Origin of the sequence: Amycolatopsis sp. cg5, from assembly GCF_041346955.1 — a bacterium.
Taxonomy (GTDB): Bacteria; Actinomycetota; Actinomycetes; order Mycobacteriales; family Pseudonocardiaceae; genus Amycolatopsis.
The window spans coordinates 6,254,303-6,268,614 of sequence record NZ_CP166849.1; the positions used below are offsets into that span (position 1 = coordinate 6,254,303).

Genomic DNA, 14,312 nt, shown 5'->3' on the forward strand with positions numbered 1-14,312 from the left:
CACGATCATGCCATATTTGCCTTACGGATCAATAACCGGCCAAAACACTCACGACCCCTCACGGGCTCAGCGGGAGCCCAGGCGGACCAGGTCGGCGAGTTCGTCGTTGGAGAGTTCGGAGATCCAGGTTTCGCCGGAGCCGACGATGGACTCGGCGAGGCCGCGTTTGGCCTCGACCATTTCGGCTATGCGTTCTTCGAGGGTCCCTTCGGTGATGAGGCGGTGGACGAGGACCGGGTGGTCCTGGCCGATGCGGAAGGCCCGGTCGGTGGCCTGGTCTTCGACGGCCGGGTTCCACCAGCGGTCGTAGTGGATGACCTGGGTGGCCTTGGTGAGGTTCAGGCCGACACCGCCTGCCTTGAGCGACAAGAGGAAGACCGGGAACTCGCCTGCTTGGAAACGCCGGACCATCTCGTCCCGCTCGGCCGGGGTGCTCGCGCCGGTCAACGTCGCCGACGGGAGGCCGCGTTCGGCCAAGCGGGTCTCGAGCAGGTTCAGCAGCTGGACGTACTGGCTGAACACCAGGACGCTTTCGCCTTCGTCGAGGATGATGTCGAGCAGCTCGTCGAAGGCGGCGAGCTTGCCGGACCGGCCGGTGATCGGGCCTTGCTCCTTGAGGAACTGGGCCGGGTGGTTGCAGATCTGCTTGAGCGCGGTGAGCAGCTTGAACACCTCGCCTCGCCGCTCGATCCCGCTCATGAGCTGGATCGCTTCCATGCTTTCGCGGACCACGGCCTCGTACAGCGTCGCCTGCTCTCCGGACAGCGGGACGTAGGTGTCGGTCTCCGTCTTGCTCGGCAGCTCCGGGGCGATGTCCGGGTCGGTTTTCTTGCGCCGCAACAGGAACGGGCGGACCAGGGTGGCCAGCCGCTCGGTGACCGCCTTGTCGTGGTTCCGCTCGATCGGCTTGGCGACCGTCCGCCGGAAGTGGTCGAGCGTGCCGAGCAGGCCCGGCGTCGTCCAGTCCAGGATCGACCAGAGCTCGGCGAGCCGGTTCTCCATCGGGGTGCCGGTCAAGGCGACCCGCGCGTCGGTTTCGATGCGGCGCAACGCCTTCGCGGTCGCGGACATCGGGTTCTTGACGTGCTGGGCCTCGTCCGCGGCGACGAGACCCCACTTGAGCGCGGAGAGCGCCTTGTCGCGACGGGCCACGCCGTACGTCGCGAGCACGATCTCGCCGGGCGCCAGGTCGTCCAGGCTGCGGGCGCCGCCATGGAACCGGCGGACCGGCACCGAGGGCGCGAACCTGGCGATCTCGCGCTCCCAGTTGCCCAGCAGCGAGGTCGGGCAGACCACCAGCGTCGGACCGGCGCCGAGCGGCTCACGATGCAGGTGCAGCGCGATGAGCTGGACGGTCTTGCCCAGTCCCATGTCGTCGGCGAGGCAGGCGCCCAGCCCCAGCTCGGTCATCTTGGCGAGCCAGGTGAGACCCGCGCGCTGATACGGGCGCAGTGTGGCCAGCAGCCGGGGTGACGGCGCCACCGGTTCGTCCATGGTGGACGTGATGCGCTCGGCGAGCCCGGTCAGCACCGGCGACGGCGCGAACGCGATCTCCTCGCCGTCGAGGTCGAGCTTGCCGGTGAGCGCCGCGCCCAACGCCTCGGAGCCGGTGAGCCTGCGTTTCTGGCGCCGGAGCTTGGCGAGCAGCACGCTGTCCGCCTTGATCCACTTGCCGCGCAGGCGGACGATCGGCCGCTTGGCCTCCGCCAGCATCGAGACCTCTTCCTCGGTCAGCACCTCGTCGCCCAGGCTGACCTGCCATTTGAAGTCCAGCAGGTCCTTGAGGGTGAACGTGGTCGCGGAATCCGGCCGCGGCGACTCCACGCCCGCCTTGGCCTTCATCCGCGTGAACAGCGCCTCCGGCCAGAGCACGGTGATGCCGATGTCGTCGAGCGCGCGCCCGCCGTGGGCGAGCAGGTGCGAGACCTCGTCGTCGGTCAGCACGAACTCGTCCGGCTCGTCCTGGACCCGCTCCAGCGGCGGCCAGACCCGGGCGCCACGCCTGATGCCCAGCAGCAGCTGCGTCTCCACCTGGCCGCCGAACCGGCGGCCCACCTCGGCGGGCATGCGGCGGATCTCCGGCGCGTCGGCGACGAGGCTCGTGTCCGCGAGGCTGCGGAGCATGGGCACGGCCCACACCTTGAAGCCCGGCATGCCGTCGGCGCCGAACGCCTCCCTCGGCTCGACGCGCAGCAGCAGCTCGGCGCCGCCCGGCGGCCCGGCGATGCCGTCCGGGGACAGGCCGCGCGCCAGCACATCCGCCGTCGCGTCCCACAACGCGCGGATGAGCGACTCCGGCGAGTGCAGCCGGGGCCGTTTGAGCCCCGACAGCGCCAGCGCGTGCGCCTCCGGCGGCAGCGCGGCCGCCAGCTCGCGCAGCCGCACCTCGTCTTCGATCTCGAGTGGGCCCGCGCGCCAGCCATCGCCGTCGGGCGGGCGCGCGGGGATCAGCCGTCCGCGCGAGACGAGGTCGACGCCCGCGGTGATGGCGGTGGACAACGCGGCCACGGTCGGGCTCGCCCGTGGATCGGCCGTGAGCAGCCTGGGGATGGCGCTCGCCATCGGGACGACTCTCGCCTCGACCTTGGTGCGTACCGGCAGTTTTCCCGCTGTCACCAGCAGTTCGATCGGCGTGTCGCCGTGTGCGTCTCCCCACAGCGCGAGTACGCCTTCGCGCGGGGGCTCGGAGGGGATGTAGGTGGCCTGGGTGTGCTCGGTGATTTCCATGCACAGGACGCTAGACCCGGGCACCGACAGTTTTGGAAGGCCCTACTGTCTAGGGAGGCCGAGTAGCCGTTCCGCGGCGAGTGTCAGCAGTACCTGCGTCGTGCCGCCGGCGATGCTCAAACACCTGCTGAGCAGGAATTCGTGCTGTGCGGCCGATACGGAGTCCGTCACCGCCACCGCGGCGGGCCCGCACAGGTCCAAAGCGGCCTCGGCGACAGCTTGCCGATGCCGGACTCCGAGCAGTTTCCGCACACTTGACGCGGGACCAGGATCCTGTCCTGCCAAGGCAAGCAGCGTCATCCGGAGGTCCAGCAGCGACCCGGCGAGACCCTCCGCGATCAGCCCGCCCAACCGGTCCGAAGTCACCTGATCAGGTGAAGAAACCTGTCCCAGCAAGGTTTCCACGCCTTCGCCGACCGCCGGTCCCCCGCCGATCGCGACCCGCTCGTTGGCCAGCGTGGTCCGCGCGAGCCGCCAGCCGCCGTTCACCTCGCCGACCACGCAGTCGTCCGGCACGAAGACGTCGTCGAGGAACACCTCGTTGAACCGCGCCACGCCGGTGATCTCCCGCAGCGGCCTGATGTCGATGCCCGCCGAGCGCATGTCGACGAGGAAGTACGTGATCCCCTTGTGCTTGGCCACTTCCTGGTCGGTCCTGGCCAGGCAGATCGCCCAGTCGGCCTCGCGCGCGAGCGAGGTCCACACCTTCTGCCCGCTCAGGCGCCAGCCGCCGTCGACGCGAATCGCCTTGGTACGCAAGGAAGCCAGGTCCGAACCGGCACCGGGCTCGCTGAACAGCTGGCACCAGGTGAGCTCACCGGTCAGTGTCGGGCCCGCGAACTTGTCCCGCTGCGCCGCGGTTCCGTGCTCCAGGATGGTCGGCACCGCCCAGGCGCCGATCACGAGATCCGGCCGCCGGACGCCCGCGCGGGCGAGTTCCGCGTCGACAGCCAGCTGCCGCGCCGGGGAAGCGTCGAGCCCGTACGGCTTCGGCCAGTGCGGCATGAGCAGCCCGGTCTCGGCGAGTTTGCGCCGCTGCGCGCCGGGCTCCAGTGCGGCGATTTCCTCGGCCACCGCCCGGAACTCGCCGGTGTCGCCGACATCGACGGCCAGCGTCCGCCGCTCGCCCGCCAGCGCGAGTTCGGCGGCACGGACCCGCCACCGCGTCGAACCGCCGAGCCACTGCCGCAGCGCGACGGCGCGCCGCAGGTATCGGTGCGCGTCGTGTTCCCAGGTGAAACCGATGCCGCCGAGCACCTGGATGCAGTCCTTGGCGTTCTCGACGGCCGCGTCGAGCACGGAGGCACCCGCGACGGCGGCGGCCAACGCGTGCTGGCCCGGGTTTTCGTCGGCCGCGCGCGCCGCGTCCCACGCCAGCGCGGACGCCGCTTCGGCGCGGCAGAGCATCTCGGCGCACAGGTGCTTGACCGCCTGGAACGATCCGATGGGGCGGCCGAACTGCTCACGCACCTTGGCGTACTCGGCCGCGGTCCGCACGCACCAGTGCGCCACGCCGGACGCCTCGGCCGCGGCCAGCGTCACAGCGAGTTCTTCGACACCCTCGATCACCGCTTCGGGTGAAACGGCGAAGTCCGTCAGCTCGCCCTGGCCGAAGTCGCGGGAAAGATCGAACGACTCGGCCGCGTCCACCGGCGGACCCAGGAACCACACCGGCCGACCGTCCACTTGGGCCGGCAGCAGACTCGCCGCCGACGGCCCGCCATCGAGCACGAGCCCGGTGCGCCCCGAGACCGTCAACCCGCCGTCCGCCGACCTCGAACCGACCAGCCCGCCGGGATCCAGCGCGACCCCGACCGGCCCGTCGAGCACGCGCCCGGCCAGCAGATTTCCCAGCGAAGTGCCCAGCACCGGCCCGGGTGCCGGCGCGGCGGCGACCGCTTCGAGCCCGACCGCGACATCGGCGACACCGCCGGGCTCGCCAGGCAGCGCGAGACTGAACAGTCCGATGTCGACCAGCTCACGGAAGGTCCCGCCCCGCCCGGCCCACGCCGTGACCGACTCGGCCAGCGCACGCTGCTCCTCGGTGATCGCGATCGGCACGCTGATCCTCCTTCGCCGCGACAGAGGATCATTGTAGAACGTGTTTCAGTTTTCGCGCGAGTGTCCCTGAGCTTGAACCGTTGAAGAAGTTAGGTACGCTACCGACTGAAAGAGGAACAAGTTCCGGATCAGGGGGACCCCACGATGGCAGGCAAGGCCAAGGCGCCCGCACCGGCCAAGAGCCGCGCCACCGCACTGGGCACGATGAACAGCGAAGAGCTCGGCTCCGCCGCCCAGCGCGACCGCCGCCGCCGGATCATCGACGCGACACTGACACTGGCCGCCAAGGGCGGCTACGACGCCGTCCAGATGCGCGCCGTCGCCGAGAAGGCCGACGTCGCGCTCGGCACCCTCTACCGCTACTTCCCGTCCAAGATCCACCTGCTGGTCTCGGGCCTCGCGCGCGAGTTCGAGCGCGCGCAGGAGAAGATCGAGCGCTCGGCGATCCCCGGCGAGACACCCAGCGAGCGGCTGATCTTCGTGCTCGGCCGCAACACCCGCCTCATGCAGCGCGACCCGCACCTCACCGAGGCGATGGTCCGCGCCTTCATGTTCGCCGACACGACCGCCGCCGCCGAGGTCGAGCAGGTCGGCAGGCTGATGGAGAACATGTTCGCCAAGGCGATGGGCATCGAGGAGCCCACCGAGGCCGACCGCGACATCTTCCACCTCATCGCCGACGTCTGGATGGCGAACCTGGTCGCCTGGGTGACGCGCCGCGCGACCGCGAGCGACGTCGCGAACCGGCTCGAGCTGTCCGTCCACTTGCTACTCGACAAGTAGGCCGGGATAAAGCGGGCTTTACTCCCCGGGATAAAGCCCGCTAAACCCCGCGGAGTAAAGCCCGCTTTATCCCGCGCCCCCAAACGAAGCAGGGCCCCCTCCGCCGAAGCGAAGGGGGCCCGAACCGTCGAACCGTCGAACCGTCAGCGCCAGAGCTGGTTTCCGCCGCCGGTGTAGTCCCACAGCTGAACCGGGGTGCCCGGCTCGTAGATGCTGTTGCCGTCGGCGTCGAGCACCTGGAAGGACTCCTGGTTCTCGATGATCAGGTCGTCGGACTCGCTCAGGTAGAACTTCCACTTCTGGTTGTTCCAGCCGTTGCGGTCCCACAGCTGGACCTTCGTGCCGTTCTCGCCGATCGTGTCGAGGTCGGCGTCCAGCACCCGGCCGCTGGCGGCGTTCTCGAGGGTGATGGTGCCGTCCGCGGCCTGGTCGACGTACCAGCCCTGGTTGGCCGCGTACTCGTCGCAATCCCACAGCGCGACCGTGGTGCCGTTCTCCCACAGCGTGCCGGTGTCGGCGTCGAGGCAGCGCTCACCCTCGACCGACTCGATCAGGTAAGGACCGTCGAGCTGCGCGGCGGACCGGCCGGCGACGCGAGCCCCCTGCGCCTTCGACGGGACCAGCTTGAGACCGGAGAGCGAAGTCACCGGCTTGCCGTGGTCCTTCGGTGCGTCGGCCGCGCTCGCCGACGGCGCGGCCAGCAGGCCGAGCACGGCGGCAGACGTCGCGGCGGCAGCAACGAGCCCCTTGACATTACGCATTTATGCCCCTTTGTTTCCCCAGCAGGCCCGGGAAGCCTGTCAAGAATTCCCGGAGAAGATCCCCCCATCAGGGCCTTCGAAGGCGATCATCCCTTCGGGGGACAGATCAGTCGAGCCGTTTGAGCGTCGAGGCAAAAACGCAGGTCAGAGCAGGTAACGAAGGATGATGCCGGTACGACTAACGGGTGAGGCGAGCAATCCTGGGGGGATTCGATGCTGCACATCCGGCTCACGTGGCATGACCTGACGCGGATCGGGCTCGCGCCCGCCGCGGACCCGTTCGGCGAGATCGTCGCGAGTCTCGGCGTGCTGCGCCGAAGATCGGGGGTCGGCGCGTTCGGGTGGTGGAAACAACGCGTCCGTACCCGGCTGCCCGTGGCGACGCCGATGCTGATCTGGCTCTCCCGTACCGCGCCGGAGTTGCTCATGCCCGCGGCGGGCCGCCATGGCTTCGAGGCCGGGCTGGCCGCGTTGCAAGCCAGCGCGATCGAGGAAGCGCTTACTGACTCGCAGCTCGAGGCGCATGATCCGATCAAAGCCTTGCGGGACTACTACGAGATCGCGGTCGCCCCGCACTGGGAGACGATCCGCTCGCAGGTCGAAGCCGACCGCGAGATGCGCGCGCGGATCCTGCTCGAGAACGGGGTCGACGCGCTGCTCACCAGCCTGCCGTGGCTGCAATGGAGCTATCCGGTGCCGGAAGGTCCCGACCTGGGGCGCGGGCTTTCGCTGGTGCCCGCCTACTTCGCCGCGGCGCCCACTATGATCGGGGCCGGGCCGAACCCGCCTCGGCTGCTCTATCCGGCCGCGCGGCTGGGCACGCCGTCCGCGAAGCCGCGTGACGTGCGGATTCCCGTGCCGTCCAAGGCGCTCGCCGCGCTGCTGGGGCCGACGCGCGCGGAGGCGCTGCTGATCCTCGCCGTCGGCTGTGGCACGTCCGAGCTGGCCGAGCGCCTCGGCGTCAGCCCGTCGGCGGTCAGCAAGCACACGGCGGTGCTCCGGGAGGCGGGGCTGATCACCACGCACCGCGACCGGAACACCGTCCTGCACTCGCTGACGCCGCTGGGCAACGCCTTGTTAAGCAGTTAGCTTCGGCAGCACTTCACGGCCGAACGTCTCGATCCACTGGTCCTGGTTGCGGCCGACGTTGTGCACGTAGATCCGGTTGAACCCGGCGTCGACGTACTTCTGCAGCGACGCGCGGTGGACGTCGGGGTCGGACGAGACGACCATGCGGCCCTCGAAGTCCTCCTTGCGCACCAGCTTGGCCATCTGCGCGAAGTCGAACGGGGACCGGATGTCGGCCTTCGGGAACTTCATGCCGCCGTTGGGCCACTGGTCCATCGCGTTGGCCCACGCCTCCTCGTCGGTCTCGGCCCACGAGAGGTGCACCTGCAGCAGCTTCGGCATCTCGTCGGGGTCCTTGCCCGCCTTGCGCGCGCCCTGCTCGAAGTTCTCGACGATGCCGGCGAGCTTCTCGATCGACGCGCCCGGCGTGATCAGGCCGTCGGCCAGCTCGCCGGTCTTGCGCGAGGTGTACGGGCCCGCCGAGGCGATGTAGATGGGCGGGGGCGGTCCCTCCGGCAATGTCCACAGCCGCGTGGTGTGCAGCTTGAAGAACTCGCCGCTGTGCTTGACGTCCTTGCCGGTGAACAGCTTCCTGATGATCTCCAGCGCCTCGAACATGCGCCGGACCCGTTCCGGGGCCTCCGGCCAGTACCCGCCGATGATGTGCTCGTTGAGCGCCTCACCGGAACCGATGCCGAGCCAGGTGCGGCCGGGGTAGGTCGCCTCCAGCGTCGCGGCGGCCTGCGCCACCATCGCCGGGTGCAGCCGGAACGACGGGCAGGTCACGCCAGGCCCCAGGTCACCGGTGGTGTTCTCGGCCAGCGAGGCGAGCACGCTCCACACGAACGAGGCCTCGTTCTGCTGCGGCACCCACGGCTGGAAGTGGTCCGCGGCCATCTGGCCGAAGAACCCGTGCTCCTCGCCCAGCTTGGCCAGTCGGATCGACTCCCTCGGCGAGAACTGCTCCAGCGCCGCGGCCAGTCCGATCTGTACTTCAGTCACAAGCTTCCTTTCAGCGGTACCGCTCGACGAGCTTGGCCAGTTCGTCGAGCCTGGTGAGGGTCTCGGCTTCGGGCTTGGTGCCGAGCAGGAGCGTGATGCGCTCCACCCCGGCTTCAACATAGCCCTCGAGCACGTCCAGGTTCTTGGTTCCGACGCCGAACACCGACACGGGGAAGTCACCTGCGTGCTCGTGCATCAGGTCGAGCTGGGGCTGGATGTGCGCACGCTCCCCGACCCCGTTCGGCGTCCACACGTCGCCGTACTGCTTGAGCCGGTTGAGCGCGGCGGGGGTGTTGCCACCGACGTAGATCGGTGGATGCGGCTTCTGCACCGGCTTCGGCCACGAGCCCATCGGCCCGAACTCGACGTGCTTGCCGTGGAACTCCGGCGCGTCCTTGGTCCAGATCTCCTTCAGCGCGGCCAGCTGCTCGTCGAGCTTGGCGCCGCGCGTGCGCGGGTCGGTGCCGTGGTCGGCCATCTCCTCGCGGTTCCAGCCCGCGCCGACGCCGAACAGGAAACGGCCGCCGGAGACCAGGTCGAGGCTGGCCACCTCCTTGGCCGTGTGGATGGTGTCCCGCTGCATCACGAGCGCGATGCCGGTGCCGAGCAGCAGGTTCTCCGTCGCGACCGCGGCGGCGGTCAACGTGACGAAGGGGTCGAGCGTGCGGTAATAAACTCGGGGCAGCTCGCCGCCGCCCGGATAGGGAGTCTCCCTGCTGAGCGGGATGTGCGAGTGCTCGGCGACGAAGAGCGATTCGAACCCACGCTCTTCCAACGCCTTGCCCAGCAGATCGGGCCGGATTCCTTCATCGGTCACGAAAGTCGCTACGCCGAACTTCATACTCAAGATCTACCCCACGGGGCTGGCGGGTATTCCCCGACACTCCGGTCAGGGGTACGACAACAGGGGGCGGGGATGACGGACACGGACCTGCGTTTCGAGGCGATGTACCAGGCCGGGGACACTTTGCCGTGGGACATCGGCGGGCCACAGCCCGTGGTGACCCAGCTGGCGGACGAGGGCCGGTTCACCGGCGCGGTGCTGGACGTCGGCTGCGGGCTGGGCGGCAACGCGCTGTTCCTGGCCTCGCGCGGACTCACCGTGACCGGGGTCGACATCGCGCCCCGCGCCGTCCAGCTGGCCTCGGAGCGGGCCGAGGGCGCGGATGTCACGTTCGCCGTAGCCGACGTGACGGAGCTGTCCGGTTTCGACGACAGGTTCGACACCGTGCTGGACAGCGCGCTCTATCACTGCCTGAGCGAGCAGGCGCGGCTCGACTGCCTGGTCGCGCTGCACCGGGTCACCCGGCCGGGCGCGACACTGCACATCGTCTGCTTCTCCGACCGGCTCCCGCCGTCGCTGCCGGCCGGGATGCGGATCAGCGAGCAGAATCTGCGCGAAACCGTCAACGACGGCTGGGAGATCACCGATCTCGCCGAGACGCTGTACTCGACCGCGCAGACCCTCGACGAGCTCTACACGCGGGTCACCACGGCACAGCCCGACGACGACATACCGCCGGACGCGCTCGACACGCTGACCACCGACGACGCGGGCAGGGTGCTGCTGCCCGCGTGGCGGCTCAGCGCTAGACGTTGCGGCGGTACTGACCCCCGACCTCGAAGAACGCCTCGGTGATCTGACCGAGCGAGCACACCCTGGCCGCGTCCATCAGCACGCCGAACAGGTTGCCGCCCCGCGTCGCCGCCTCGCGCAGCGTCTTGAGCGCCTGCTGCGCGTCGGCGGTGTGGCGGTGCTGGAAGTCGTGCAGCCTGGCCAGCTGCGACTCCTTCTCGCCCTCGGTCGCGCGGGCGAGCTCGACCTCCATCTCGTGGGCGTCCGGGTCGTCGTTGCGGAAGGTGTTGACGCCGACGATCGGCAGCGAGCCGTCGTGCTTGAGGCGCTCGTAGAGGATCGACTCGTCCTGGATCTTGCCGCGCTGGTAGCCGGTCTCCATCGCGCCGAGCACGCCGCCGCGCTCGGAGATCCGGTCGAACTCGACCAGCACGGCCTCTTCGACCAGGTCGGTCAGCTCGTCGATGATGAACGAGCCCTGCAGCGGGTTCTCGTTCTTCGACAGGCCCCATTCCTTGTTGATGATCATCTGGATGGCCATCGCGCGGCGCACCGACGACGCGCTCGGCGTGGTGATCGCCTCGTCGAAGGCGTTGGTGTGCAACGAGTTCGCGTTGTCGTACAGCGCGCAGAGCGCCTGCAGCGTGGTGCGGATGTCGTTGAAGTTCATCTCCTGCGCGTGCAGCGAGCGCCCAGAGGTCTGCACGTGGTACTTGAGCTTCTGCGAGCGATCGTTGGCGCCGTAACGCTCGCGCATGGCGACCGCCCAGATCCGGCGGGCGACCCGGCCGAGCACCGAGTACTCGGCGTCCATCCCGTTGGAGAAGAAGAACGACAGGTTGGGCGCGAAGTCGTCGATGTCCATGCCGCGCGCGAGGTAGGACTCGACGTAGGTGAACCCGTTCGACAGGGTGAACGCGAGCTGCGAGATCGGGTTCGCGCCCGCCTCGGCGATGTGATAGCCGGAGATCGAGACGGAGTAGAAGTTGCGGACACCGTGCTCGATGAACCACTCCTGGATGTCGGCCATCATCCGCAGGCTGAATTCGGTCGAGAAGATGCAGGTGTTCTGGCCCTGGTCTTCCTTGAGGATGTCGGCCTGGACCGTGCCGCGCACGTTGCGCAGCGCCCATTCGCGCAGCTCGGCGGCCTCGTCGTGGCTGGGCTCGCGGCCGTGCTCGGCCTTGAACGCCTCGACGCGCTGGTCGATCGCGGTGTTGAGGAAGAACGCGAGGATCGTCGGCGCCGGACCGTTGATGGTCATCGAGACCGAGGTGCTCGGCGAGGTCAGGTCGAAGCCGTCGTAGAGCACCTTCATGTCTTCGAGCGTCGCGATGGAGACGCCGGAGGTGCCGACCTTGCCGTAGATGTCGGGGCGGGTGTGCGGGTCGTGGCCGTACAGCGTCACCGAGTCGAACGCGGTCGACAGGCGCTTCGCGTCCGAGTCGGCCGAGAGCAGCTTGAACCGGCGGTTGGTGCGGAACGGGTCGCCCTCGCCCGCGAACATGCGCGCCGGGTCCTCACCCTCGCGCTTGAACGGGAAAACGCCCGCGGTGTAAGGGAAGTATCCAGGCAGGTGCTCGCGGCGAAGGAACGAGAGCAGCTCGCCCGGCTCGGTGTAGCGCGGGAGCGCGACACGCGGGATCTTGTTGCCGGACAACGTCTCGCGCCACAGCGTGGTGCGCAGCTCCTTGTCACGGATCTTCACGACCAGCTCTTCGGCCTTGTACGACTCCGCCAGCGCGCGGAAACGCTCCAGCAGCTTGGTCGACTCACCGTCCACATCGGACGCGGCGGCCGCGAGGAGGCCGTCGATCGCGTTGGTGTCGGCGTCGGCCGCGGCCAGTGCCTGGCGGGCCGCGTCGAGGTGTTCGACCTGGCGGACCGCGGCGACCTGCGCCTCGGTCTCGCGGTGGTAGCCGCGCACGGTCTCGGCGATGTCCGCGAGGTAGCGGGCACGGCTGGTCGGGATGATCGTGCTGGCGTCGGTGGACACCTTGCCCTCGACATGCGGCAGCACACCGGCCGAGACGGACAGCCCGCGCTCGGCGAGCGTGTCACGCAGGTTCTGGTACAGCGCGGTCACGCCGTCGTCGTTGAACTTCGCCGCACTGGTGCCGTAGACCGGCATGTCCTCCGGCGCGGAGCCGAACGCCTCGCGGTTGCGGACCAGCTGGCGCGCGACGTCGCGGCGCGCGTCCTCGGCGCCGCGCCGCTCGAACTTGTTGATCGCCACGGTGTCGGCGAAGTCGAGCATGTCGATCTTCTCCAGCTGCGACGCGGCGCCGAACTCGGGCGTCATCACGTACAGCGACTGGTCCACGTAGTCGACGATGCCGGCGTCACCCTGGCCGATACCCGGCGTCTCGACGATCACCAGGTCGAAGCCGGCCGCCTTGCAGGCGAGCACCGACTCGCTCAGGCCGACCGGGATCTCGCCGCTGGTGGTGCGGGTGGCGAGCGAGCGGAAGAAGACCGGGCTGCCGTCGAGGCAGTTCATCCGGATGCGGTCGCCGAGCAGCGCGCCGCCGCCCTTGCGCCGTGACGGGTCGACCGCGAGCACCGCGATCCGCAGCTTGTCCTCCTGGTCGAGGCGGAACCGGCGGATCAGCTCGTCGGTCAGCGACGACTTGCCCGAACCACCCGTTCCGGTGATGCCGAGCACCGGGACGGTCTTGAGCTTGGCGGCCTCGCGGATCATGCCGAGCGCCTGCTCGGGCAGTGTGCCGGTCTGCAGCTGCGTGATGGCGCGCGCGAGCGACGGGATGTCGCCCAGCATCAGCTTGTCGACCGCGACACCGCCCTGCGCGGACAGGTCGGCGTCGCACTCCCGGATCATCAGGTTGATCATCCCGGGCAGGCCCATCTCGTAGCCGTCCTCCGGCGAGAAGATGCGCGCGACGCCCCGCGAGTGCAGCAGGTCGATCTCTTCGCGGACGATGACGCCGCCACCGCCGCCGTAGACCTTGATGTGGCCTGCGCCGCGCTCGGCCAGCAGCTCGACCAGGTAGCTGAAGTATTCGACGTGCCCGCCCTGGTAGGCGCTGATCGCGACACCCTGCACGTCCTCGGCGATCGCGGCCGTGGCGACCTCGTCGACCGACCGGTTGTGCCCCAGGTGCACCACCTCCGCGCCCTGCGACTGCAGGATGCGGCGCATGATGTTGATCGAAGCGTCGTGCCCGTCGAACAGACTCGACGCGGTGACGAACCGAACGGGGTTCACGGGACGGTGCAACTCTGCGGCCATCCCCCCAAAATACTAGGACTTCCGACTATTCCCAACCCGTAGCAACCCGTGATTGCGCTCACGCGCCCCCAGAAATCAGTCCGTGTCGGTCGCGGCCAGCACGGCCAGTGTCCGCTCGTCCACCCGGAGTGCGGCGAACCCGAACTCCGGGATGACCTGCTCGAACCACGGCGTCACCGCCTGGAACCGCCACCAGCGCGACGCCCGAGCGAGTGCGGCGACCCGCTCGACCGGTTCGTCCGGTCCGGCGCCGGCCAGCGCGGCCACCGACTCCCACATCGCGGCGCGGCCGTACGCGCCGCCGCGCGCCGACGAGTAAGCGCCGCCGTTGGCCGCGGCGCAGAAGAGCGTGGTGACGACCTCGTCGAAGGTCGCCGGACGGAAGACCAGGCCGTCGGGCGCCAGCCCGCGAAGGCTCTCCAACGGGAGCCCGGCCAGTGTCGAGGCGCCGAAAATGTCCCCGATCGGGTCGGCGAACTCGAACACCTCGGCTTCGGCCCGCCCGTTCGACCGCTCCAGCCAGCCGCGCACCGCGGACGTCATCCGCTCGCTCTGCCCGCTTGTCGTGACTTTCCTGGCGGCTTGCGGCGGCTGAGCCGTCAGCACGACCTTCTCCTCGGCCCTCGTCAGGAGGTAGTCGGCGGAGTAGGAGCCGCCGCCCTGGATGTCGTAGGTCTGGAGGTCGAAGTGCTCTTCCGCGGGATCGAGGCGCAGCGGAAGCGCCGCCAGCGGGTGATTCAGCTCGCGCCTGCGGTCCTCCCCCACCTCGCCCGGATCGACACCCCGCGTCACCATTTCCTGGAGCAGGCAGGCGTAAAGCTCCGCGTTCGCTTCGTCGACGACGGCCTCCGCGAGAAGGCCGAGCAGCACCTCCCGCGGCTGCGCGAACGCCAGCTGCGCGGCCGTCAGCCAGGACGGTCCCGCTCCGGCGAGCGCCGCCTCGATCGCGGCGCGCGCGTGTTCCACGCCGGGCGTCATCGCCAGCACCCGTGCGAGGACTTCCGCTTCCTCGCGGCTTGCTCCGGTCACGCCATCACCCTAAATCCTGGACGGCTACCCGGAATGGTTCCCGGGTAGCCGTCGA

10 protein-coding genes are annotated in these 14,312 nt (G+C 69.3%); 3 read left to right on the forward strand and 7 right to left on the reverse strand.

Features of this window, described 5'->3' with window-relative positions:
* Window positions 1–66: 66 nt before the first annotated feature.
* Together AB5J62_RS27800 and AB5J62_RS27805 are read right to left on the reverse strand one after the other, a co-directional pair.
* Window positions 67–2,727 (reverse strand): DEAD/DEAH box helicase, encoded by a 2,661-nt coding sequence (locus AB5J62_RS27800; RefSeq protein WP_370942873.1) that lies wholly within the window; start codon window positions 2,725–2,727, stop codon window positions 67–69.
* Window positions 2,728–2,769: 42 nt separating this feature from the next.
* Window positions 2,770–4,788, reverse strand: coding sequence for an acyl-CoA dehydrogenase family protein (locus AB5J62_RS27805; protein WP_370942874.1), 2,019 nt, complete (start codon window positions 4,786–4,788; stop codon window positions 2,770–2,772).
* Between the two features lie 144 nt (window positions 4,789–4,932).
* Between AB5J62_RS27805 and kstR the strand changes: the two genes are divergently transcribed.
* A complete protein-coding gene (gene kstR / locus AB5J62_RS27810) occupies window positions 4,933–5,571 on the forward strand; it encodes a cholesterol catabolism transcriptional regulator KstR (protein WP_370942875.1) in 639 nt (212 codons plus the stop codon).
* Window positions 5,572–5,714: 143 nt separating this feature from the next.
* Here kstR and AB5J62_RS27815 read toward each other — a convergent pair whose 3' ends face one another.
* Window positions 5,715–6,332: an RICIN domain-containing protein gene (locus tag AB5J62_RS27815; RefSeq protein WP_370942876.1), complete on the reverse strand. Its 618-nt coding sequence runs from the start codon at window positions 6,330–6,332 to the stop codon at window positions 5,715–5,717.
* Between the two features lie 213 nt (window positions 6,333–6,545).
* On the opposite strand from AB5J62_RS27815, the gene AB5J62_RS27820 reads away from it, so the two are divergent.
* A complete protein-coding gene (locus AB5J62_RS27820) occupies window positions 6,546–7,421 on the forward strand; it encodes an ArsR/SmtB family transcription factor (RefSeq protein WP_370942877.1) in 876 nt (291 codons plus the stop codon).
* Here AB5J62_RS27820 and AB5J62_RS27825 read toward each other — a convergent pair.
* Both AB5J62_RS27825 and AB5J62_RS27830 read right to left on the reverse strand, forming a co-directional pair.
* A complete protein-coding gene (locus AB5J62_RS27825) occupies window positions 7,410–8,402 on the reverse strand; it encodes a TIGR03557 family F420-dependent LLM class oxidoreductase (protein ID WP_370942878.1) in 993 nt (330 codons plus the stop codon). The two genes, AB5J62_RS27820 and AB5J62_RS27825, sit on opposite strands and share 12 nt — an antisense overlap.
* Before the next feature lie 10 nt (window positions 8,403–8,412).
* Window positions 8,413–9,243 carry an LLM class F420-dependent oxidoreductase gene (locus AB5J62_RS27830; protein ID WP_370942879.1) on the reverse strand — a complete coding sequence of 277 codons (831 nt, stop codon included), beginning with the start codon at window positions 9,241–9,243 and terminating at the stop codon, window positions 8,413–8,415.
* Between the two features lie 75 nt (window positions 9,244–9,318).
* Between AB5J62_RS27830 and AB5J62_RS27835 the strand changes: the two genes are divergently transcribed.
* A complete protein-coding gene (locus tag AB5J62_RS27835) occupies window positions 9,319–10,041 on the forward strand; it encodes a class I SAM-dependent methyltransferase (protein WP_370942880.1) in 723 nt (240 codons plus the stop codon).
* Here the strand turns inward: AB5J62_RS27835 and icmF are convergent.
* A complete protein-coding gene (gene icmF / locus AB5J62_RS27840) occupies window positions 9,992–13,228 on the reverse strand; it encodes a fused isobutyryl-CoA mutase/GTPase IcmF (RefSeq protein WP_370942881.1) in 3,237 nt (1,078 codons plus the stop codon). The genes AB5J62_RS27835 and icmF overlap by 50 nt on opposite strands.
* Window positions 13,229–13,303: 75 nt before the next feature.
* Entirely contained in the window at window positions 13,304–14,257 is a 954-nt protein-coding gene (locus AB5J62_RS27845; RefSeq protein ID WP_370942882.1) for a DUF6183 family protein, read from the reverse strand.
* Window positions 14,258–14,312 lie beyond the last annotated feature (55 nt).

What these genes read in the sequence shown, in the direction of transcription:
- AB5J62_RS27835 (WP_370942880.1), top strand. Translation starts at nt 9,319, where the DNA reads ATGACGGACACGGACCTGCGTTTCGAGGCGATGTACCAGGCCGGGGAC.
- AB5J62_RS27815 (WP_370942876.1), bottom strand. Translation starts at nt 6,332, where the DNA reads ATGCGTAATGTCAAGGGGCTCGTTGCTGCCGCCGCGACGTCTGCCGCC.
- AB5J62_RS27800 (WP_370942873.1), bottom strand. Translation starts at nt 2,727, where the DNA reads ATGGAAATCACCGAGCACACCCAGGCCACCTACATCCCCTCCGAGCCC.
- icmF (WP_370942881.1), bottom strand. Translation starts at nt 13,228, where the DNA reads ATGGCCGCAGAGTTGCACCGTCCCGTGAACCCCGTTCGGTTCGTCACC.
- AB5J62_RS27830 (WP_370942879.1), bottom strand. Translation starts at nt 9,243, where the DNA reads ATGAAGTTCGGCGTAGCGACTTTCGTGACCGATGAAGGAATCCGGCCC.
- kstR (WP_370942875.1), top strand. Translation starts at nt 4,933, where the DNA reads ATGGCAGGCAAGGCCAAGGCGCCCGCACCGGCCAAGAGCCGCGCCACC.
- AB5J62_RS27820 (WP_370942877.1), top strand. Translation starts at nt 6,546, where the DNA reads ATGCTGCACATCCGGCTCACGTGGCATGACCTGACGCGGATCGGGCTC.